Here is a 20,379-nt window from a genome sequence, read left to right on the forward strand (position 1 = left end):
TCGCTATGGGAATACAAAAAGAGTACTGAATAAAACTCAGTGCTCTTTTTGTATCTTATCTTTTATGCAGTTAGGCTGCGTTTGGTGTTTGATTAAACCCACTGCCCCGCAACAAAACCGCTCGACCAGCACCACTGAAAATTGTAGCCCCCTAGCCAACCAGTCACATCCATCACCTCACCAATAAAATAAAGCCCTTTAATGTCTTTGCATTCCATGGTTTTCGAGGATAAGTGATCAGTATCGACACCGCCGAGTGTCACTTCCGCAGTTCGGTAGCCTTCAGTGCCATTCGGGGCGATATCCCAATGCTCTAGGCGCTCCACAATCGCCGCAAGCTCCTTTTGATTGAACTGTTTTAGCGGTTTATCGACTAGCTCTTTACGTTCAATTAAGACTTCAACCAGACGCTTAGGCAGCACTTTGGCAAGCGTATTCTTGAGTGACTGATTTGGATGCTTCTCACGACTGCGTTCTAATAACTCAGCAACATCATCGTTTGGCACAAGATTGATCAACACCTTTTGTCCGGCCCGCCAGAATGAAGAAATCTGTAACACTGCTGGACCAGATAACCCACGATGTGTGAACAACAGGGCTTCTTTGAACATGGTGCCATCTTCAGCCGTAATTTCCGCAGGTACCGCGATACCAGATAACTCAGCAAAGTCTTCTTTGTCTTCTTTATGCAGAGTAAATGGTACAAGCCCTGCCGTGGTTGGGATAACTCGAAGACCAAATTGTTCCGCGACTTTATAACCAAATGGTGTCGCTCCCAGTTTTGGCATCGACAAGCCACCTGTTGCGATAACTAAAGACTCACATTCGACAATCTCAGTACCAGCATGCAAACGAAAGCCTCCATCAATTTTTTCAATCGAATGAACATCGCATTGGTAACGCTGCTCGATGTTCGGCATGTCACACTCAGCTAACAACATCTTCACGATATCTTTAGCCGTAAATGCATCGACACAAAACAACTGGCCGTGATCACGCTCTTCGAACTCAATGCCATGTTTACACACCATCGAGATAAAATCCCAGTTAGTGTATTGGGAGAGCGCCGACTTAACAAAGTGCGGGTTTTGACACAAATAGTGATTAGCTGAAACGTCGTAGTTAGTGAAGTTACAACGACCACCGCCCGAGATAAGGATTTTACGTCCTGGCTTTTTAGCATGATCGAGCACCAAAACACGGCGGCCTCGCTTACCTGCTTCTGCAGCACACATTAAACCTGCTGCGCCTGCGCCAATTACAACAACATCAAATTTCTTACTCATCGGTAGCTCTTAGACTGATTGGTATCGAATCAAAATAAAAAAGGATGTGCACATTGCACATCCTTGCTTTCTAGGCGCGACATTCTACCGACAAATACCGAAAGGGAAAAGCGCTTAAACTCTAAGCACTCTGTATGTACGTAAAATCTCAGACAGAACAACTATCTAGATCATCGACTCTTAGAGAATGAAGGCCGCAAGTAGCGTCACGCCGAGCAACGCGGTCGATAGAACAAACAATTCACGCACTCTTTCACACTTACCAGTAAAAATTTCATCGTGGTGATGATGATATTCTTTACTTTTAATGTAGTGATACAACCTCACCTGCTTGGTGACATTTCCATGAGTGGTAAAAAAACCATTACCATCAACTTGCTGATATAACAGCGGATGCGCTTCACGCATGATATAAATTAGAGAACGAAGAGCGGTGAGATACCGGACCATATTAACTCCAGTTACCACCATTAGCGCAAATAAGATTGTGTCTCCACTGATCATCTTTTCCTCCCTACATCTTCAACAATGCTCAAGAGAAAAAGACGATCAACACTTCGTCTTTACCCGCTACTTACAACGTCCCAAAACGCGTTTACGCAGCTGGAGCATCCATGATTGAAGATGAACCTTCTTTCGCCATTTGTGCTAGATCTTTGTCAATGAAGAACAACGCTTTACCGTCTTCACCTACCAGTTCGATCTTATCTAAAATCCCTTTAAACAACTTCTCTTCTTCGTGCTGTTCTGACACGTACCACTGTAGGAAGTTAAACGTTGAGTAGTCTTGGCTAGTAAATGCAACGTGCGCCAGTTTGTTGATTTTTTCCGTGATCATTTGTTCATGTTCAAATGTCTCGCGGAAAACGTCACCTAGGCTCGCAAAGTCATGCTTTGGCGCATCAATAGCGCCTAAGATTGGCATTGAGCCAGTTTCACTCACGTAAGTGAATAGGCGTTGCATGTGCTCCATTTCTTCTACGGCGTGAGCGCGTAAAAATTCAGCCGCACCTTCAAAACCTTTGTCTTCACACCAAGCACTCATTTGTAAGTATAGATTGGATGAGAAAAATTCTAGGTTAATTTGCTCATTCAATTGTTCGACCATAGTTTGAGACAGCATGTTAACTCCTATTATTGTGCATGCAATATACCCAAGTAACCTCGAAATAAATGACGCTGCGAGAATAGCTTGGTCTGGCAGACACGGCGAAGTTTCACTTCAACTCTAGTCAGTAACACTACGCTTATTTCAGCATATCAAAGTCACTTGGGTATAACGCCACTATAACATGATTACTGAGACAAGACTTTGTACCTACGGCACCGATATGAGATCACTTCAGCAAATTTTTTTTGGGGTTGGTGCTAATCTAAAACTATGACCTTACAAGGAGATAGCAATATGAGTTACAAACACATACTTGTGGCAGTCGACCTTTCAGACGACAGTAAAGTGTTGATTAAGAAAGCCGTATCACTGGCTAAACCTCTGGATGCGAAAGTCTCTTTTATTCACATCGACGTGAACTACGCAGAACTCTACACCGGGCTTATCGATATCAATATGGCAGAAGCGCAACATCAAGCAATGGAAGCATCGCGCACACAATTGGCAAACTTCGCAGAATATGCGCAATACCCAATTGCCCATACTTTAGTCGGTAGTGGCGATTTGAGTAATGAGCTGTGCGATACCATTCAAGACTACAGCATTGATTTGGTGGTTTGTGGTCATCACCAAGATTTCTGGAGCAAGATTCTATCTTCGACTCGACAGCTGATTAACTGCTCACCAGTCGATATGCTGGTCGTACCGCTAAAAGACTGATTGGCGCAACGATAAAACTTGGTTAGACTGCGGGCACATTTGTTGTTGATAAAGATTCTCATCCATGGCTTATCTATCCGCAGTTACCCTACTTTGGGCATTCTCATTTAGCCTGATCGGCGTTTACCTCGCCGGTCAGGTTGATTCTTGGTTCTCGGTGTTCATGCGCGTGGCACTGGCGAGTTTGGTTTTCATTCCCTTTTTGAAATTCCGTGGCGTTAGCAAACCCCTGATCGCGAAACTGATGACTGTCGGTGGCTTCCAGCTCGGTTTGATGTATTGCTTCTACTACCAATCTTTTTTGCTCCTTTCCGTGCCAGAAGTATTGCTGTTCACCGTATTCACACCCATTTACGTCACGCTAATCTATGACTTCTTGAAAGGTCGCTTTTCACCTTGGTACTTAGTTACCGCAGCAATAGCCGTATTTGGTGCCGCCTGGATTAAATTTGCAGGCATTAATGAAGATTTCCTACTGGGCTTTTTGGTCGTACAAGGGGCAAACCTCTGCTTTGCCATCGGTCAGGTGGGCTACAAATATATCATGGAGAGTGAACCCGTCGATTTGCCACAACACACCGTGTTTGGCTACTTCTACTTAGGTGCACTTTGTGTAGCAACCGTGGCTTTCGCGCTCATGGGTAACCTCGACAAACTACCTACCACTGCAACACAATGGGGCATTCTGACATACCTTGGGTTGATTGCTTCTGGTTTTGGTTACTTTGCTTGGAACAAAGGCGCGACTATGGTGAACGCAGGTGCACTGGCAGTAATGAACAATGCATTGGTTCCGGCGGGCTTGATTGTAAACATTGTGATTTGGAACCGCGATGTTGATGTCATGCGACTCGCCATTGGCGGTGCGATCATCATGCTATCCCTATGGATTAACGAAACCTGGGTGAAAAAGCGCGTAGAGATGAGTTACGCCAATAAGTAACGCAGCTAATCCTATAAACATTTCGACAATAAAAAACGCTCTCCGACTGGAGAGCGTTTTTTGTTTGATTAATGCACTTTGGCTTGTGAGATTGCGTTCATCAAAGCATTAGGTGGCGTTGGCAGCAACACTTCTAGTTTCGCATTGCGCGCTTCAAGCTTGCGCTGACGCTTAAGTAACTTTTGTTGTTTTTTCGCCACTTTTAGCAACTTCTTTTGCTGCTTATAGTGCTTTTTCAGTGTTTTTTTCGCTTTCTTGAGCGATTTTTTATCCGCTAAATCAAACCATACTGGTGCGTCGGCTCTTACTGGCTCCGGAGATTTTTCGGCTTGTTTTTTCTCTTTCACACGCTCAACAACACGCCTCACAATCGCGGCTTTTTCGTTGCTTTGTTTAGTGGTCACTGGAATCGCTTGTGCTGGCAGAGCTTCAACCAATAAGCCACATGCTTGTTGCTCACTCAATGGCTTGTCTTGGCATTTTTGTGGAGGAATTGCGGCTGGCTTACAAAGGGTATCTTTGGCCGATGAAGAGCGTGCGCAAGAACGACAAACGAATTTTGGTGCGACAACTAAACGATGGATATCACCAAGTTCTGCCGCGATCTGTTTGCGACTCATTTTACATAAACGTTTAGCCATTCTACTACTCCAGCTTCCCAGTTATCGACCGCATCACAACAAGTGAAATAATAATAATTCTTAGTTAGATATACAGTCAGGGAAGGGAATTAGCAAGAGAAAACTATCAATAGAGACGAGGAAAGAGAGGCTGAGTCACAGCACGACACACCGTACTGTGACAAGAAAAGTTGAGCCGTCAGGAAGTTATGCCATCGATGCTTTAACGTAGACATCGAAGCGATTTTTTTTCGTTTCAATCGCCATGGTCGGTTTTTTCTCGTTCAGCCAGTTAGCATAGTCTGGGCGTTTAACTACTACACGCTTTGTGGCTAACGCCATGGCTGGTTCTAGTAGGCCATCGGCGTCCAAATCGGCGCCAACCAACGATTGGAAAACGCGCATTTCTTTTTTTACGAGCGCCGACTTCTTTTTATTTTCTGGGTGCGGATACATCGGGTCAAGATACACCACATCTGGCTGGACAAAGTCTTTATCTTGCGCCAATTGCTCTAGCGCATCATGGCTAGAAGCATGGATTAGCGACATGCGCTCAGATACCCAGGTGCCGATTTCGGAGTCTTGTTTCGCTCGAGCCAAGCCATCATCTAACAAAGCGGCTACGACTGGATGGCGCTCGACCATCTGCACTTTACAACCTAGCGAGGCGAGCACAAACGCATCACGACCAAGACCTGCCGTGCCGTCTAACACGGTTGGCGTTGCCCCTTTGTTCAAACCCGCCGCTTTCGCAATTGCCTGGCCTTTACCACCACCGAACTTGCGACGATGACCGACCGCACCACCAATCAAATCCACAAAGATTGCACCCAGCTTTGGCTCATCCACTTTACGTAGCTCCAAACGCTCGGTGGTTAGCACCAAAGCAAAATCGCTATCGTCAGTGTGAGAAAGCTGCCAACGCGCAGCGAGTTCATCAAGATGAGATTGTTGAGACGGGTTTTCACAGATCAATTGCAGTTGCAAAAGGAGGCTCCAATAAAAATCGAGGTAACTGGCGCTGAGTGTATACCTAAGTTACCTATTAATGCTAGGTTGAGCTTGCTACGCAGAGGTTATACAACCGTCAGTTGCTCCACTAGCTCAGAAAGCGGCTTAGGATGGCCAATACCGTAGCCTTGGCCGTAGTCCACACCGAGGTCTATCAAATGCTGCATAACCTGGTCATTTTCGACAAACTCCGCCACCGTCACTTTACCGAGCTGTTTCGCCAAGTCATTGATTGAACGAACCATCACGCGGTCCATTTCATTTACGTTGATATCTTGCACGAAAAGACCATCAATTTTCACAATATCGACAGGAAGTTTCTTTAAGTAACCAAATGAAGATAATCCAGATCCGAAATCATCCAATGCAATCATGCAACCCAAAGCCTTTAGCTTGGTAAACAGCTCAATGGCTTGATCCAGATTACTCATCGCCGCTGTCTCGGTGATTTCTAAGCAGATTTTTTCACACGGCAGAGTCGAACTTTCCAATCGATCCAATAAGAAGTCAATAAACTCTTGATTCCCCATAGATTGACCTGAAAGGTTTATCGAACAGCGACCAAGCTGTTCAACCACCTCAGGACGCTGTTCAAACCACTCTAGTGTTTGAGTAATAACCTGCTTATCAATCCAATGGGCAATGTTGTAACGCTCGGAAGCAGGGATAAACAGCGCAGGAGAAACATAATCACCGTACCCATTGCGAATACGCACCAAAATCTCAAAATACATTTGAGTCTCGTGCTTTTGTAAGCTTTTTATCGGTTGAGCAAACAGTTCTAAACGTTGATTCGACAATGCCTCATGCACCAAATTGACGCTCTGCATTTCCATCTGACGACGCTGCAACTCTTCGTTATCTAAGCTGAATAGATTATAGCGGTTACGGCCTTGCTCTTTAGCGGCGTGACAAGCAGAGTCTGCTTGAGCGTGCACCATTTGTGGCGTATCAGCGGTATGATCGATGATACGGATACCAATTGAGCAACTGATGAACAGGCGTGTGTCTTCCCAAATAAAGAGGTGTTCGCTTAGTGTCGAGATGATCAGTTTGGCAATATTGATGGCGCCATATTCGTCACAGTCTTTGAGTAACACCGCAAACTCATCGCCTCCCATTCGAGCCAAGATGGAATTGTACGGCAGAACGCCTTCCAGCATACTTGCGCAGAATTGAATCGCCGCATCACCTGCATCATGCCCAACCGTATCATTGAGGACTTTTAGTTGATCTAAGTCGAGGTACAACATGGCGTGGACTCGACGATGGCTGTCCACTTCGCACAGTGCGGTCTTAAGCTCTAGTTCAAAGTGGTTTCTGTTGTAAGTCCCCGTCAGTAAGTCATAGCGAGCTTGGTATTCCAATTTCTCGGAAAGCAGTTTGGTTTCGGTAATATCTTCGCCCACAATCAGCAGTTGCTCAGATTCACTCAGCGGACGAATATTCTCGCGCACCCAAACACGATGACCATTTGCATGACGATACTCGACTTCACGTCGCCAAACACCATGCACTTGCTGGTTGGGTTGCAATAACACTTGGCGAGGGAACAGCACTTTGTCATCAAAATAGAACTCCCTCAGGCGATGTCCGAGCATGTCCATCGGTTTGTAGCCAAGAAGTAGTTGAGCAAATCGATTCACTTCTTGAATTCGGTTATTACTATCAAGCGTCACCATCATCACGGGCTGCTGCTCATAATAGTTGCGTAGGGTTGACTCACGTTGGTAGAGCTTGTCCTCCATCAATTTACGACTGGTAATATCGCGCGCTTCAAACAAGTATTGCTTATGATTCCCTACTTGCTGAGAAAAAGGCTTGAGCGAAACTTCTAACACCAATGCGCCGTGTTCTTTACTCCAAATTTCAGCTTCAAACGTCGACACTTGATGGTGAGGCGCGTGGAAATACTCCTCAAGCAACGCTTGTGCTTTTTCACTCCAGTTGGGGTGAAACCAAAGTGGTCGGTCTAAACGCAGTCCTTGGTGATAAAGTAAGGATTGAAGGTGATCGTTGCCCGATTTAAGCACACCGTTGGCATCCAAAATGCCCATATACTGCATGCTCTGATCGAAAATCGATTCTAGAATAGCCTGGCTTTCTCGCGCAGCGCTCTCACTTCGACGCATCCGCTGTAAATAATAACCCATCAGCAAAATGACCACCGACATCACCACAAACAGGCTACCAAACAGGCGAATTTCCTTGGCAAAACGTTCAGAAAGCTTCATTGGCTTATTAAAAAATACCGCAGAAACCTCTTGTTCAGCCCCCAATCCCCAACGCGCTACCGCTTGGTAATCGAGCTTTATTTCAGAATCACTTTTTTTCACGGCAGGCAGAGGCTGATCAGGGTTATCCAAAACGAACTCAAGCATCTCTGCGCTCTCAATACCATGCCGATAACCACTTTGAATAACCCCTCCAACTGCGCCATGACCCAAACCAATGTCATGCACCATAAACAGCGGCGCGTTTGAGACTTTGTTGACACCAACCCAGTCACGCTCGCTGCCAACCATACCTTGTTTATCTCGGTAATAGGTCCAGAACAAGACGACTTTATCGGAACTCAGTTTTGCGACTTGTTGTTTTAGATCGATGATGCTGTCTGGGACAAGTTGTACGATTTTGTCTCGATATTGCGGGAACTTGAGGACAAAATTGTCGATTTGATAACGCAACACCTCACCGGTCACCGAGTGGTCACTGACGATGAGAACTTGTGTGTAGTTCGGATGTAAGCGCTCAATAAGAGCGAGATTCGCTTCCAAATCGACATCTTCCATGACTCCGGTTGCATTCAGAGAACGATGTAAAGAAGGATGGTAGTTATTAATGCCGTTAAATATAACTGGGGTGTCTTTGATGATTGGGGCCAAACGCTGCATGAGTTCAAGTGCATTGTTATCGCTCACTAAAATGGCATCGAATCGCTCTTTGCGTAATTTCGTAAGATATAAGGATTTTAGTTGTGCAAAAAACTGCTCACTCTGGTTACGTTTCGAGTCTAGATAGAGCACACGCATGTCCAGCGCTCGATCGCCCAGCTGTTGCTCGATGCCTCGCTGTATGGAGTCCGTCCAGAAAAAACCCTGATGATAGGAGTGCACGACCAACACCTTCGGATCTGAGGCCGTAGCAAACGCGCTCCAACATAGCGCGGCAATAACCAGAAAACGCTGCACATTATCTCCATAGCTCGGAGTTAACCCGCAGTTACTCCTGCCAAACCTTGTGAATCCTATCCGCTATGAGTATAAAAGGGAGGTAAAACTCTATCCCTAACGGAAATCATAGTATGAATGCGAGCCTGCCGAAACTCGACGACCTTGACCGCGCAATATTAAAAACACTGATGGCTGACGCCAGAACGCCCTACGCAGAAATGGCAAAGCAGTTCGATGTCAGCCCTGCCACTATCCATGTGCGTATCGAGAAGATGAAGTCGGCGGACATCATCGAAGGAACGGAGGTGATCATCAATACTAAAAAGCTTGGCTACGATGTGTGCTGCTTTATTGGTATTAACCTCAATGCAGCTCGTGATTACCACTCCGCGTTAGAAAAACTCAACGCGCTCGACGAAGTCGTTGAAGCTTACTACACCACGGGCGCGTATAACATATTCGTCAAATTGATGTGCAAATCGATTGAAGAGCTGCAATTTGTACTGATCGACAAGCTGCAAGCCATTGATGAGGTTCAGTCCACGGAGACATTGATATCGTTGCAGAACCCGATCAACCGAAACGTAAATCCGTAAAATTTTTTATAAAAAATGTACAAAAAAGGCCAACCGTTCGGTTGGCCTTGATGTTTTTTGCTCAATTTACGCCGCAATACCCGAATGGCGCAACAGTGCATCGATTTGTGGCTCGCGGCCACGGAAGCGCTTAAACAGCTCCATTGGCTCTTCACTGCCCCCCATTTCTAGGATGTTGTTCAGGAAGCTTAGACCCGTATCTTTGTTGAAGATGCCTTCTTCTTCAAAGCGAGAATACGCGTCTGACGACAGCACTTCAGCCCACAGGTAGCTGTAGTAACCCGCACTGTAGCCACCAGCAAAAATATGGCCGAAGCTGTGTGAGAAACGCGCCCACTCAACCGCAGGAACTACCGCGACTTTCTCTTTCACTTTCGCCAGAGTTTCCAGTACACGCGCACCCACTTCAGGGTCATATTCGGTGTGAAGCGTGAAGTCGAACAAGCCGAATTCTAGCTGACGCAAAATACCCATCGCAGATTGGAAGTTTTTCGCTGCGAGCATTTTGTCTAGCATCGCTTTCGGTAGCGGCTCACCTGTCTCATAGTGACCAGAAATGAACGCCAGAGCGTCCTCTTCCCAACACCAGTTTTCTAGGAACTGACTTGGTAGCTCAACCGCATCCCAAGGCACGCCATTAATACCTGAAACAGCACCTGTATCAACTTGCGTCAACATGTGGTGGATTCCATGACCAAATTCATGGAATAGCGTCACGACTTCATCGTGCGTGAACAGTGCTGGTTTGTCGCCCACTGGACGGTTGAAGTTACACGTTAGATACGCAACCGGCGTTTGCAGCTCGCCAGATAGCGTAACGCGACGACCACGACAATCATCCATCCACGCGCCGCCACGTTTGTGTTCACGAGCGTAGAGATCTAGGTAGAAGCTGCCACGGAGTGTGCCTTCAGCATCAAAGATATCGAAAAAGCGCACGGACTCATGCCAAGTGTCTACGCCTTCGCGCTCAGTAACGGTCATGCCAAACACGCGGTTTAGCACTTCAAACAGACCGCTCACGACTTTTGACTCTGGGAAGTATGGGCGCAGTTCTTCATCCGAAATTTGGAACAGGTGCTGCTTTTGTTTCTCGCTGTAGTAAGCGATATCCCAAACGTTCAGCTCTTCAACACCAAACTCACTTTTCGCAAACTGACGTAACTCTTCGACTTCACGTTCACCTTGCGGCTTCGCTCGTGTCGCTAGGTCATTCAGGAAGCCCAGCACTTGATCCGGCGTTTCAGCCATCTTTGTTGCTAACGACTTTTCACTGTAAGTATTGAAACCTAGCATACGTGAAATTTCATGGCGCAGTTTTAGCTGCTCAGTAATGATTTCTGAGTTATCCCATTTGCCTGCGTTTGGACCTCGATCAGAAGCGCGCGTCACGTACGCTTCGTACACTTCTTTACGCAACTCTTGGTTATCGCAGTACGTCATGACAGGTAGGTAAGATGGGATATCTAGCGTAATTAGGTAACCATCTAACTCTTTTGCTTCTGCGGCAGCTTTCGCTGCTGCCAGCGCCGATTCTGGCATACCTGCTAGGTCTTTCTCGTCTGTGATGTGCTTGGTCCAACCCATGGTGGCATCCAGCACATTGTTAGAGAATTTAGAGCTCAGCTCAGACATACGTTTGCTGATCTCGCCGTAACGGTGCTGCTCATCGGATGGCAAACCAATGCCTGATAACTCGAAATCACGCAGTGCATCAGTGATGGTTTTCTGCTGGGCACGAGTTAACGTTGCAAATTCTTCGCTCGCTTTGATGGTTTTGTACGCTTCGTACAACCCTTTGTGCTGACCAACCCAAGTGCCGTACTCTGACAAAATTGGTAGGCAACTTTCGTAAGCTTCACGTAGCTCTTCGCTGTTCACTACCGAGTTCATGTGACCCACTGGCGACCAGATGCGGCTTAAGCGATCATCCGCTTCTTCAATTGGCGCAATCACACTGTCCCAAGTTGGATGAGCGTTGTCTTGTAGAACTTCATCGATTTTTGCTCGGCAGTCAGCAATCGCTTGCTCAACGGCAGGCTTGATGTGTTCTGGTTTAATTTGAGAAAACGGAGGTAGGTCCGTAAACGTCAGAAGAGGATTAGACATGAATAATTCCTTTTGTGTTTTGACTCTGTGATTGCCTGTCTATTTTGTGTAGATAGGCCAACTCAATGTACAGACGAGCCAGCAACATGGATTGGGGGAGCTCCGTTCCCTTTCTCTATGCCGCGATGACCATCATATAGTCAACCAGCGCTACTCTGTCCTTGAGTCTTGTTATACCTAAATGAAATTTCACACCCTTTTGAGTGCGAGAAACTCACCTAGTTCAATTCGATTACCAATAGTAAGTGTGGGTGACTTAAAGAAATTTCAATAGCGTCCCCTTATCAGAGGAACAGATTTGATTGGAAGTTCTACATCTTTAAGTTACTTGAGTATAATACCGCCATAGAGTGAAAATCACAGACCACACTCAACCAAAGAGTGTTTCGAGAGTTTAATTTGTTAAGTTACCGCCACAGCTTCCACGCTGGCAACCATGCCGACGTGGTCAAACACATCGTTCAAAGCCTCATTCTTGATGCGCTGAAACAAAAAGATAAGCCATTCGTTTATCACGATACCCACTCGGGTGTGGGCCGTTACGATCTGACTCACGAATGGTCTGAAAAAACGGGCGAATACAAACAAGGCATCGCACGTATTTGGGATAACCCAAGCATTCCCGAAGACATCAAAAGCTACATCGATGCCATTAAAGTGCTCAACAATGGCGAGAAGCTGCGTTACTACCCAGGCTCACCACGTGTGGCGCGCGCGCAAATCCGCCCACAAGATCGCATGGTGCTGACCGAGTTGCACCCGGCCGATCACCCATTGTTAGAGCAAGAATTCCATCGTGATCGCCAAGTGAGCATCTTCAAAGAAGACGGATTCCAACGCCTCAAAGCAAGCTTACCGCCACAAGAACGTCGTGGTTTGGTGCTGATTGACCCACCATACGAACTCGCGAAAGAGTACCGCGATGTGGTGCGAGCGATTCATCAGAGCCATAAACGTTGGGCAACCGGTATCTACGCGATTTGGTACCCAGTGGTAAACCGTCACGACATCGAAGATATGATCGAAGGCTTGGAAGCACTGGGCATTCGTAAAATTCTGCAAATCGAGTTAGGTGTTGCACCAGATACCAACGAGCGCGGCATGACGGCATCCGGCATGATTGTGATTAACCCGCCATGGAAACTGGAAAGCCAGATGAAAGAGATTCTGCCATTCCTGCAAGACGCGATCGCACCAGCAACTGGCCACTGGAAAGTGGACTGGATTGTGCCAGAGTAAGCACTTCAGTACTGATATCTTCAAGCGCAACGATATTCTCGTTGCGCTTTTTTATGCTCTCACCTTCTCCCTCCAATCGTGCTTATTCTTCTTTTTGTGCCTCTCATCGCTATTTGTCATAAGTATTGTCGCTTTTTCCCATTTAGGAATTAGTCGAATTCGATTTATGATAGTGGGATAACGGTGGCATTGAGTTCGGGCAAGGTCATCCCAATCTATCTATGTACCAGATAAAATTTATAAGCTCTTGGAGAAAGTAATGGCGACTCATTTTGACTATATCTGTATCGGTGGCGGCAGTGGCGGCATCGCATCTGCAAACCGTGCGGCGATGTACGGCGCGAAAGTTGCGCTAATCGAAGCTCAAGACCTTGGCGGTACCTGTGTAAACGTAGGTTGTGTACCGAAAAAAGTGATGTGGCATGGCGCGCAAATCGCAGAAGCAATGAACCTGTACGCAGAAGATTACGGTTTTGATGTCGACGTCAAAGGTTTCAACTGGAGCAAACTGGTTGAGAGCCGTCAGGCGTACATTGGTCGTATTCACCAATCTTACGATCGCGTTCTTGGCAACAATAAAGTAAACGTGATTAAAGGCTTTGCTAAGTTTGTTGACGAAAAAACTGTCGAAGTAAACGGTGAACACTACACAGCAGATCACATCCTGATCGCGGTTGGTGGTCGTCCTACTATTCCAAACATTCCAGGCGCTGAATACGGCATCGATTCAAACGGCTTCTTCGACCTAGCAGAGCAACCAAAACGCGTTGCGGTTGTGGGCGCAGGCTACATCGCAGTTGAAATTGCTGGCGTACTGCACGCGCTAGGTACAGAAACACACCTGTTCGTACGTAAAGAGTCACCACTACGTAGCTTCGATCCAATGATCATCGATACGTTGGTTGAAGTGATGGACGCAGAAGGTCCAAAACTGCACACCCACTCTGTACCAAAAGAAGTGGTAAAAGAAGCCGATGGCAGCCTAACTCTGCACCTAGAAAACGGTGAAAGCCAAAACGTTGACCAACTGATTTGGGCAATCGGTCGTCACCCAGCAACTGATGCAATCAACCTAGCGTCAACCGGTGTGGCAACGAACGAAAAAGGCTACATCAAGGTAGACGAATACCAAGAAACCAACGTGAAAGGCATCTACTGTGTGGGTGACATCATGGAAGGCGGTATCGAGCTAACGCCAGTAGCAGTGAAAGCGGGTCGTCAACTTTCTGAGCGTTTGTTCAACAACAAACCAAACGCGAAGATGGACTACGATTTGGTACCAACTGTGGTATTTAGCCACCCACCAATCGGCACTATCGGTCTTACAACGCAAGAAGCAGAAGAGAAGTACGGCAAAGACAACATCAAAGTCTACACATCTGGCTTTACTGCGATGTACACCGCTGTTACTAAGCACCGTCAACCATGTAAGATGAAGCTTGTATGTGCGGGCGAAGAAGAAACGGTTGTTGGCCTACACGGCATCGGTTTCACGGTAGATGAAATGATCCAAGGCTTCGGCGTAGCAATGAAGATGGGCGCAACCAAAGCAGACTTCGACTCTGTTGTGGCTATCCACCCAACGGGCTCTGAAGAGTTCGTTACCATGACAGGTTAGTGTAGGAAAAGCATCTTACACACATAAATAACTCTGGAAAACAGTAACCCACCGTCTATACTGTGTGTATAGACAGTGGGTTTTGAGGGGGATTTATGTCGATTCTTATACATTCAGACGATGTTTTTAAAGAAACGGAGTTGGTTGCTGATAGCGATGGCTTGCTCCACTGCTCTCCACTGAAAGGCAACTTTGGGTCATTACCCACTTTATTCACCAAGGAAGGAGTCTTTAATCACGAAGCCAACAGCTACCTCTTCTATCAGAAAGCCATTAAGCAAGCCAAAGACCTATCACCTTGCACCCAAGCCCTACAAGCATTTTATCAGTTTTTAGAAGAGAACAACCTCCAATGGGATCACTTTCCACCTGTTAAACGGTTAAAACCAACCTACCTATTTCGCTCATACCTGCTCAAGCAGATCAAAAACGGTGAATTAGCTCACTCAACCGCCAGCGTTCGAATGAACCAAATCGTTAATTACTATAAGTGGTTGATGTACGAGGGCTACCTGGTAGTCAAAAGCGCAAAAGAAGCACCGTTTAAGATTGAATATGTGTCTGTTCAAAGCACAGGGATGCTGGCTCACGTATCTCCAACATTCACCGTGCAGACCAGTGATCTACGAATTAAAGTCCCGAGGGACAGTAGTAGTAAAAACATCAGGCCACTCACTCCCTTTAGTCAAGATTCACTGGACATATTGACCTCGTATCTACCTCAAGCGTCCGTGGAACTGCGCCTGCAAGTGCTGCTCTCCATTGACACCGGACTAAGAATAAACGAGGTCGCGACACTCACGCTGGATGCGTTAAAGACTGCCATACCACTTGCTGAAAGTGAGCACCGCTATGAACTGACGATTTCACCGCTGTTGAATGGTGTTCAAACCAAATATGCCAAGCAACGAACCATTGAAATATCAGCCGAGCTATTAGCCCAGATAGATGAATATCGCACCTCTGAGCGGCGCTTACAGCGTGTGACAAAGCTAAATAACAAGCTGGATAACTTATTTGACGTGGCATTGGGACTGAAGCAGGAAGCCGTTGATGCGCTGGAACGCTGTGAACGCCACGAGCCGCTGTTTGTCAGTGAGCAAGGTAATCCTGTCACCGCAAAATCCATCGAAGCAAGATGGTCAGAGTTACGCAGTGTAATCAAAAAGTTGCACCCCACTTTTATGCACCGTTTCCACGATTTTCGCTCGACCTATGGCACTTACCGCCTTAGTGACCTGCTTGAAGCTGGACTCCTTGACCTTGAATGCATGGAACTGCTGATGGCTTGGATGGGACATAAAAATGAATCGACCACCTGGAAGTATTTACGCTTTCTAAGACGGAAAAAGGCTTTCAAGGTCAAGTTTGGCATCCTCGATAGCATAATGCACAGCGCATTGCATAACGAACAGGCGGGTGACAATGAGTAAGGTGGAATATCTCAGCGGTTGGCAGCCAGAGCTGTGTATCCAATTAAACATAAATAGTATTCAAAAAGCAGACTTTAACCGTTTTCTGGTCAAGCACTTTCCCTCGACGCAGTTATTGCAACAGGGCGGGCAATTTGAAGATGCTGACCGAGAGGACGTTGTTCTTCAGTTAAAACAAAGTTTCGATAAAGAGATTGAAGAAGGTGGCAGTCATTTCACCCTGTACAACGTCTTTTCTACCGCATCCTTGTATCTCAGATGGTGCGATAAGCAGAGTGTCAACGCATTCACCCAATGCTCTATTGAAGGCTATATGTCTCACCATAATGACCGAGTAATGTTAGGTCTGATGAAAAGCTCGACCTACGCACGGATACGCGGAGATATGAGTATCCTGTTTATCAAATATCTTGACTTGTCGCATCACTACTTTGAGAACGTGGTGGTCAGAGATTCCAGCGATACAGAACCTTACGAAGCCTACACCCGCAGCGATTTAAACCAACTACTTCCATTTTTACGACAAGTCTTTAAGCAGACGCACAAACAATTTATTGCATGCCCTGAAAAGCATTTTGATGCCTACAAAAACGTGCCCACCATGACCTTTCACTGGCAGGGTAAGCAATACCCCTTGTATGGTGGAATTAGTAAGATGATGTGCGCAGGAACGTTCCTGCTAGCCTATTACACACATAGCAATACCGGAAACTTATTGCAACTCCACCAACCAGACAATGCTTCAACCACACTGGGAGAAGTCTGGTACAGCATGCCAGCCTTTAAACGCCGCGCTTTTAAAACGATTCAGGTGGAAATGTGTGGCCATGAATTGGATATTCCCAAATATGCCTTGGACTTTTTCGATAAGTTGCGTGACGCATCTATGCTGATTGACACTGGTGAATCCCGCCTGTTGCAAACAGTCATTGCCAATAAGGTACAGCCATTAAGGCCCGCAACACTCCGTAGCTTTGCAGACTGGACGGAAGCGCACTTTTCATTTACTGACCAAACTGGCCGTCGATTGCGCCCGATGATAAGCCGCTTTCGCGAAACCGGTGCCCAGTTAACCGCATTCCATCAGGGCGACATGGCGAATGACATCATGCTGAACAACACACCCAACACCCGCAAGAAGCATTACAGTGAAGGCAATAAAATAGCCAGCAATGGCATGATGCAAGATGCCATGGCGATAAGAGAGGAGCAGGTCAAAAGTAAGGTGAGCACCCCACAGGCGAGGCAGAATCTGGCGATTGATGTGCTGGTAATTGAACAAGAAAACAGCATCAAACTGCCTAGCCTCAGCCGAACATCAAGCGGATCAAGCTGTAACAATCCGTTTGGTGAAAAGTCGGAGAAATATACCAAACAAGCCCGACGCCACGGATTAGCCAAAGAAGGCGAGCGCTTAGCCTGCGCTGATTTGCTAGCGTGCTTTGGCTGCCCAGAGCAGGTCATTGTTCAGTCGGTGGCAGATATCTGGTGCCTGCTCTCGTTTAAAGCCTGCATCGAAGAATCGCTGTACTTGCATCTGGATGCCCGTCATTACCGCAACAACTTCGAGGCAAATATTTCCTTCATCGACCAGAAAATACTACCCAACCTCCATGCCAAGGTGCTCAAGCAAGCCGAGGCACGTCTTGATGACGATGGCTTGCACCCAGCGTGGGACGAAGCCGATTCCATCCTACCCTTCATTCCTCGCGTTGCTAAGGAAGCAAACTAATGCAAACCGATCACCTTTATGACGCCCACTTTCCAGCAGCGCAAAAAATTCAAGATACTGATGTGGTCAGGCTATATCACGAGCAACGCTTTGCTGAACTGGATGCGGTCATCGTCTGTAAAGACGCAGCGGGTAAGGTTACAGCCACCTTCGGCGACAGCGACTGGAACTGCTTGCCGTTCTCCCGAAAAAAAGCAGCTAACAACCTCACATTCACCGAGTTTGAACAGGCACCAATGCTACAACGGGAACTAAAACTGCTCACCTTTGGATGGCTGTTTAATAAAAGTCCGAAACAACGCAAAGCCGCTTCCTTCTCAAGCGTTCGTACCCGCGTTGCAAAACTAAAAGTTGCCTACCGTTTCCTTGCTTTAAACAAACTCACCTCTCTGACAGCACTATCAAAACAGAGCCACTGGCAGGCATTTACCACGCACCTTGTCGATAATGAATATTCACAAAGCTCCCTCGAACAGTGTTTTATTTCTATCAACAAAGCAAGCGAGTTTGCACCATGGCATCAATTAGCGCTGGGCTTTACCGCGCCGATTAAGGTATCAATTGAAGCAAAAAAACTCTGCGACCTACAACAGCAACAAACGCTGGTGATCCCTGAGCGCTTGTGTGATGCAATTTACGGTAAAGCGATTGAACTTATCGAAGAAGCACACCCGTTACGCTCCTTAATAGCTCACACAGAGAACGCCTTGCAAGATAATTATGTTGAGGGTAAACGCTTTCTCGATGAAAAGGTCGCTCAAGGCAAAATATACACGTTTATGAACGCTGATGGCGGAATTGATAACCATAAATATGCGTCGGCACTTCAAGAAAATCAGCCCAACTCCGTTCTCGATATCATTGCACCATTAGCCGAAAAACTATCGCATGTTACGTTAAGCAACGGAACCGATTTCAAACGCTACCTTGGGCAACTGATTACTAGTAGCTACATCGTATGTGGCGGGTTCAGTGGCATGCGAGACTCCGAACTAGATAAGCTCACTCCTGACAGTTATTTCAAAGACACTTTTGATGGGCGCGATTACCACATGCTGCAATCGCATACCTTTAAGCTGGGCGAAAAGCGCGAAACTTGGGTAACTGCTGCATCCTCAAAACTCGCTATTGAGCTGATGTCCACGCTGACAAAGCGCTGGCGCTCAGAGGTCACATACCCCGATTCCAAATATACTGATTCCATTTGGCTTAATCAGATGTATCGCTCTAAAAATCCAGTATTAATAACTGGCTGGAGCCCTCGCCTACAGCGCTTTTGCCAACAGTTCAATATGGTTGTCAGCGAAGAAGATTATCAAGAGTGCCTTGAGTCTAACCCGCGTTCGTTAAAGCGAATTGAAAAATCAGTCGCAGTTGGTCAGCCTTGGCCTTTAACTCCACATCAGTTCAGGCGTACTCTGGCGTTTTACTGCATTAAAAACCGTTTTGGCACCTTAGTCGCACTAAAGCAGCAGTTTAAGCACCTGTATTTAGCTATGACTGAGTGGTACACCAATGGCGGAAAGCTAGCGAGCTATCGGGACTTAATGGTAGATGAAAAAGTTAAAGCAATGCTCAGTGACATCAATGCCGAATCAACAGCGAACAAGATTTTTAAACAGTGGCATTCGGACGAAAAGCTCGCGGGGACTCACGGTAAAGCAATCATGAAAATGCGCGGTGATGTACCGAGTATCTACAGCTCTTGGGAGGTCATCTACAGGGCTGTAAAAGACGGCAAGTTAACACTGCATGGCTCATTGCACAGTTACTGTAAGAATGGCTACAACTGCGATATGGATGGCGTAGTTGCCCCGCAGTTCTGCGTAGATTGCGGCTCTGGCAGTAGCATCATTGATGAACAACAGGCTAAGTGGTGGCAGAAAAAGCACCGTAGCTTAGTTGCTTATATGGAATCAGGAGAAGCATTTTCAGTGAGTGAACATAGTCACTATATCACTCAAGTAAGAGCTGCTGAAAAAGTCATGGAAGACTTTAATATGGATTTTACGCCATTTGAAGCTGAATTAAGAGTTACGGGAGTCTAACCATGGGAAAGAGTGAAAACACCCTTCTCGCCCTTGAGGCGGCCTTACAACGCATCGCACAAGGTAAGCCCAAGCGTATACCGACGACTAGGAAGTTAAGCGTCAGGGCCGTTGAAGAAGAAGCTAATCTAGGTAACGGCAGCGGCTATTACTACCCTGATTTCGTGAAAAAAGTTAAACAGACCAAAGCTGATATAGCGGAAGGCAACGGTGAAACGGTTCAACCTGAGATACAGACAGTACGCACTAAGCTCAAAGAGCAGAAACGCATCAAAGAAAATTTCAAAGCCAAGTATGATGCTGAACGTGAGAAGCTAGCTCTATTTGCAGCAGCACAGCATCACCTGAATGATAAGTTAGTTAAGGCACTGGCTCGTATTGATGAACTTGAATATGAGAATACGGAGCTTCGGGAGAAGCTTGCCAAGCTAAAAAGGAGTACGGTTGTACCAATTAAGTAGTTTCTCCGCAGCCCACTCTCTGATAATTGAGTGGGCTTACCTGCTAATCACACCTGAGATCTAAGCAACACACCCAACCAACCTCTTCCAAACTCGTTTTTGGACAAAAGTTTGCCAGTGACTTTTCTAAATTAGCGATTCATGAATAACTACAGGTATGGAAAGTCGCTTAATTCGGTGCCCAGTTTTAATGGTACAGATCACAATGTAGCTTTCGCTTTTTCCGACCTCCTATACCTGCACCACTATCGGCCACAAAGGCTTTCCCAAAGGGAGTGA

Annotated in this window: 16 protein-coding genes; 9 read left to right on the forward strand and 7 right to left on the reverse strand. The window is 46.4% G+C overall.

Annotated elements, in window-relative coordinates:
• Positions 1-92: 92 nt before the first annotated feature.
• The 3 genes from R7E78_RS13190 to ftnA form a co-directional block, all read right to left on the reverse strand.
• Positions 93-1,286, reverse strand: coding sequence for an NAD(P)/FAD-dependent oxidoreductase (locus R7E78_RS13190; protein WP_065274997.1), 1,194 nt, complete (start codon positions 1,284-1,286; stop codon positions 93-95).
• A 180-nt stretch (positions 1,287-1,466) separates the two neighbouring features.
• Positions 1,467-1,790 (reverse strand): universal stress protein UspB, encoded by a 324-nt coding sequence (uspB, locus tag R7E78_RS13195; RefSeq protein WP_005379169.1) that lies wholly within the window; start codon positions 1,788-1,790, stop codon positions 1,467-1,469.
• 91 nt (positions 1,791-1,881) lie between these two features.
• On the reverse strand, positions 1,882-2,409 hold the full coding sequence (gene ftnA / locus R7E78_RS13200) for a non-heme ferritin (protein WP_005379167.1): 528 nt from the start codon (positions 2,407-2,409) through the stop codon (positions 1,882-1,884).
• 282 nt (positions 2,410-2,691) lie between these two features.
• On the opposite strand from ftnA, the gene uspA reads away from it, so the two are divergent.
• A complete protein-coding gene (gene uspA, locus R7E78_RS13205; protein ID WP_005379165.1) occupies positions 2,692-3,117 on the forward strand; it encodes a universal stress protein UspA in 426 nt (141 codons plus the stop codon).
• Positions 3,118-3,181: 64 nt separating this feature from the next.
• The gene (locus tag R7E78_RS13210; RefSeq protein WP_017635030.1) at positions 3,182-4,060 is read left to right on the forward strand and encodes a carboxylate/amino acid/amine transporter; all 879 of its coding nucleotides are present in this window, start codon (positions 3,182-3,184) and stop codon (positions 4,058-4,060) included.
• 68 nt (positions 4,061-4,128) lie between these two features.
• Here the strand turns inward: R7E78_RS13210 and R7E78_RS13215 are convergent, their stop codons facing one another.
• From R7E78_RS13215 to R7E78_RS13225, 3 genes are all read right to left on the reverse strand, one after another.
• Entirely contained in the window at positions 4,129-4,701 is a 573-nt protein-coding gene (locus R7E78_RS13215) for a hypothetical protein (protein ID WP_104975734.1), read from the reverse strand.
• A gap of 186 nt (positions 4,702-4,887) precedes the next feature.
• Complete coding sequence (locus tag R7E78_RS13220; protein ID WP_053349765.1) at positions 4,888-5,667, reverse strand: class I SAM-dependent methyltransferase; 780 nt, start codon at positions 5,665-5,667, stop codon at positions 4,888-4,890.
• Positions 5,668-5,756: 89 nt separating this feature from the next.
• Positions 5,757-8,882, reverse strand: a complete 3,126-nt coding sequence (locus tag R7E78_RS13225; protein ID WP_262606839.1) for an EAL domain-containing protein — start codon at positions 8,880-8,882, stop codon at positions 5,757-5,759.
• A 113-nt stretch (positions 8,883-8,995) separates the two neighbouring features.
• Between R7E78_RS13225 and asnC the strand changes: the two genes are divergently transcribed.
• The gene (asnC, locus tag R7E78_RS13230; RefSeq protein WP_005389595.1) at positions 8,996-9,460 is read left to right on the forward strand and encodes a transcriptional regulator AsnC; all 465 of its coding nucleotides are present in this window, start codon (positions 8,996-8,998) and stop codon (positions 9,458-9,460) included.
• Positions 9,461-9,526: 66 nt separating this feature from the next.
• On the opposite strand, the gene prlC is transcribed toward asnC, so the two are convergent.
• Positions 9,527-11,569, reverse strand: a complete 2,043-nt coding sequence (gene prlC / locus R7E78_RS13235) for an oligopeptidase A (RefSeq protein ID WP_176311223.1) — start codon at positions 11,567-11,569, stop codon at positions 9,527-9,529.
• A 399-nt stretch (positions 11,570-11,968) separates the two neighbouring features.
• Here prlC and R7E78_RS13240 point away from each other — a divergent pair, with 399 nt between their 5' ends.
• From R7E78_RS13240 to R7E78_RS13265, 6 genes are all read left to right on the forward strand, one after another.
• Positions 11,969-12,808: a 23S rRNA (adenine(2030)-N(6))-methyltransferase RlmJ gene (locus tag R7E78_RS13240; protein ID WP_005379158.1), complete on the forward strand. Its 840-nt coding sequence runs from the start codon at positions 11,969-11,971 to the stop codon at positions 12,806-12,808.
• A gap of 259 nt (positions 12,809-13,067) precedes the next feature.
• Positions 13,068-14,426, forward strand: coding sequence for a glutathione-disulfide reductase (gorA, locus tag R7E78_RS13245; protein WP_138939668.1), 1,359 nt, complete (start codon positions 13,068-13,070; stop codon positions 14,424-14,426).
• A gap of 95 nt (positions 14,427-14,521) precedes the next feature.
• The gene (locus R7E78_RS13250) at positions 14,522-15,859 is read left to right on the forward strand and encodes a site-specific integrase (RefSeq protein ID WP_318057941.1); all 1,338 of its coding nucleotides are present in this window, start codon (positions 14,522-14,524) and stop codon (positions 15,857-15,859) included.
• A complete protein-coding gene (locus tag R7E78_RS13255; protein WP_318057942.1) occupies positions 15,852-17,591 on the forward strand; it encodes a hypothetical protein in 1,740 nt (579 codons plus the stop codon). Before R7E78_RS13250 ends, R7E78_RS13255 begins: the two co-directional genes overlap by 8 nt.
• Positions 17,591-19,639 carry a hypothetical protein gene (locus tag R7E78_RS13260; protein WP_318057943.1) on the forward strand — a complete coding sequence of 683 codons (2,049 nt, stop codon included), beginning with the start codon at positions 17,591-17,593 and terminating at the stop codon, positions 19,637-19,639. Before R7E78_RS13255 ends, R7E78_RS13260 begins: the two co-directional genes overlap by 1 nt.
• Positions 19,640-19,641: 2 nt before the next feature.
• Positions 19,642-20,100, forward strand: a complete 459-nt coding sequence (locus tag R7E78_RS13265) for a hypothetical protein (protein ID WP_318057944.1) — start codon at positions 19,642-19,644, stop codon at positions 20,098-20,100.
• Positions 20,101-20,379: the final 279 nt, after the last annotated feature.

The organism is Vibrio sp. YT-19(2023), from assembly GCF_033337395.1.

Coding starts and splice junctions, on each gene's coding strand:
- R7E78_RS13190 (WP_065274997.1), bottom strand. CDS start 1,286: ATGAGTAAGAAATTTGATGTTGTTGTAATTGGCGCAGGCGCAGCAGGT.
- uspB (WP_005379169.1), bottom strand. CDS start 1,790: ATGATCAGTGGAGACACAATCTTATTTGCGCTAATGGTGGTAACTGGA.
- ftnA (WP_005379167.1), bottom strand. CDS start 2,409: ATGCTGTCTCAAACTATGGTCGAACAATTGAATGAGCAAATTAACCTA.
- uspA (WP_005379165.1), top strand. CDS start 2,692: ATGAGTTACAAACACATACTTGTGGCAGTCGACCTTTCAGACGACAGT.
- R7E78_RS13210 (WP_017635030.1), top strand. CDS start 3,182: ATGGCTTATCTATCCGCAGTTACCCTACTTTGGGCATTCTCATTTAGC.
- R7E78_RS13215 (WP_104975734.1), bottom strand. CDS start 4,701: ATGGCTAAACGTTTATGTAAAATGAGTCGCAAACAGATCGCGGCAGAA.
- asnC (WP_005389595.1), top strand. CDS start 8,996: ATGAATGCGAGCCTGCCGAAACTCGACGACCTTGACCGCGCAATATTA.
- prlC (WP_176311223.1), bottom strand. CDS start 11,569: ATGTCTAATCCTCTTCTGACGTTTACGGACCTACCTCCGTTTTCTCAA.
- gorA (WP_138939668.1), top strand. CDS start 13,068: ATGGCGACTCATTTTGACTATATCTGTATCGGTGGCGGCAGTGGCGGC.
- R7E78_RS13250 (WP_318057941.1), top strand. CDS start 14,522: ATGTCGATTCTTATACATTCAGACGATGTTTTTAAAGAAACGGAGTTG.
- R7E78_RS13255 (WP_318057942.1), top strand. CDS start 15,852: ATGAGTAAGGTGGAATATCTCAGCGGTTGGCAGCCAGAGCTGTGTATC.
- R7E78_RS13260 (WP_318057943.1), top strand. CDS start 17,591: ATGCAAACCGATCACCTTTATGACGCCCACTTTCCAGCAGCGCAAAAA.
- R7E78_RS13265 (WP_318057944.1), top strand. CDS start 19,642: ATGGGAAAGAGTGAAAACACCCTTCTCGCCCTTGAGGCGGCCTTACAA.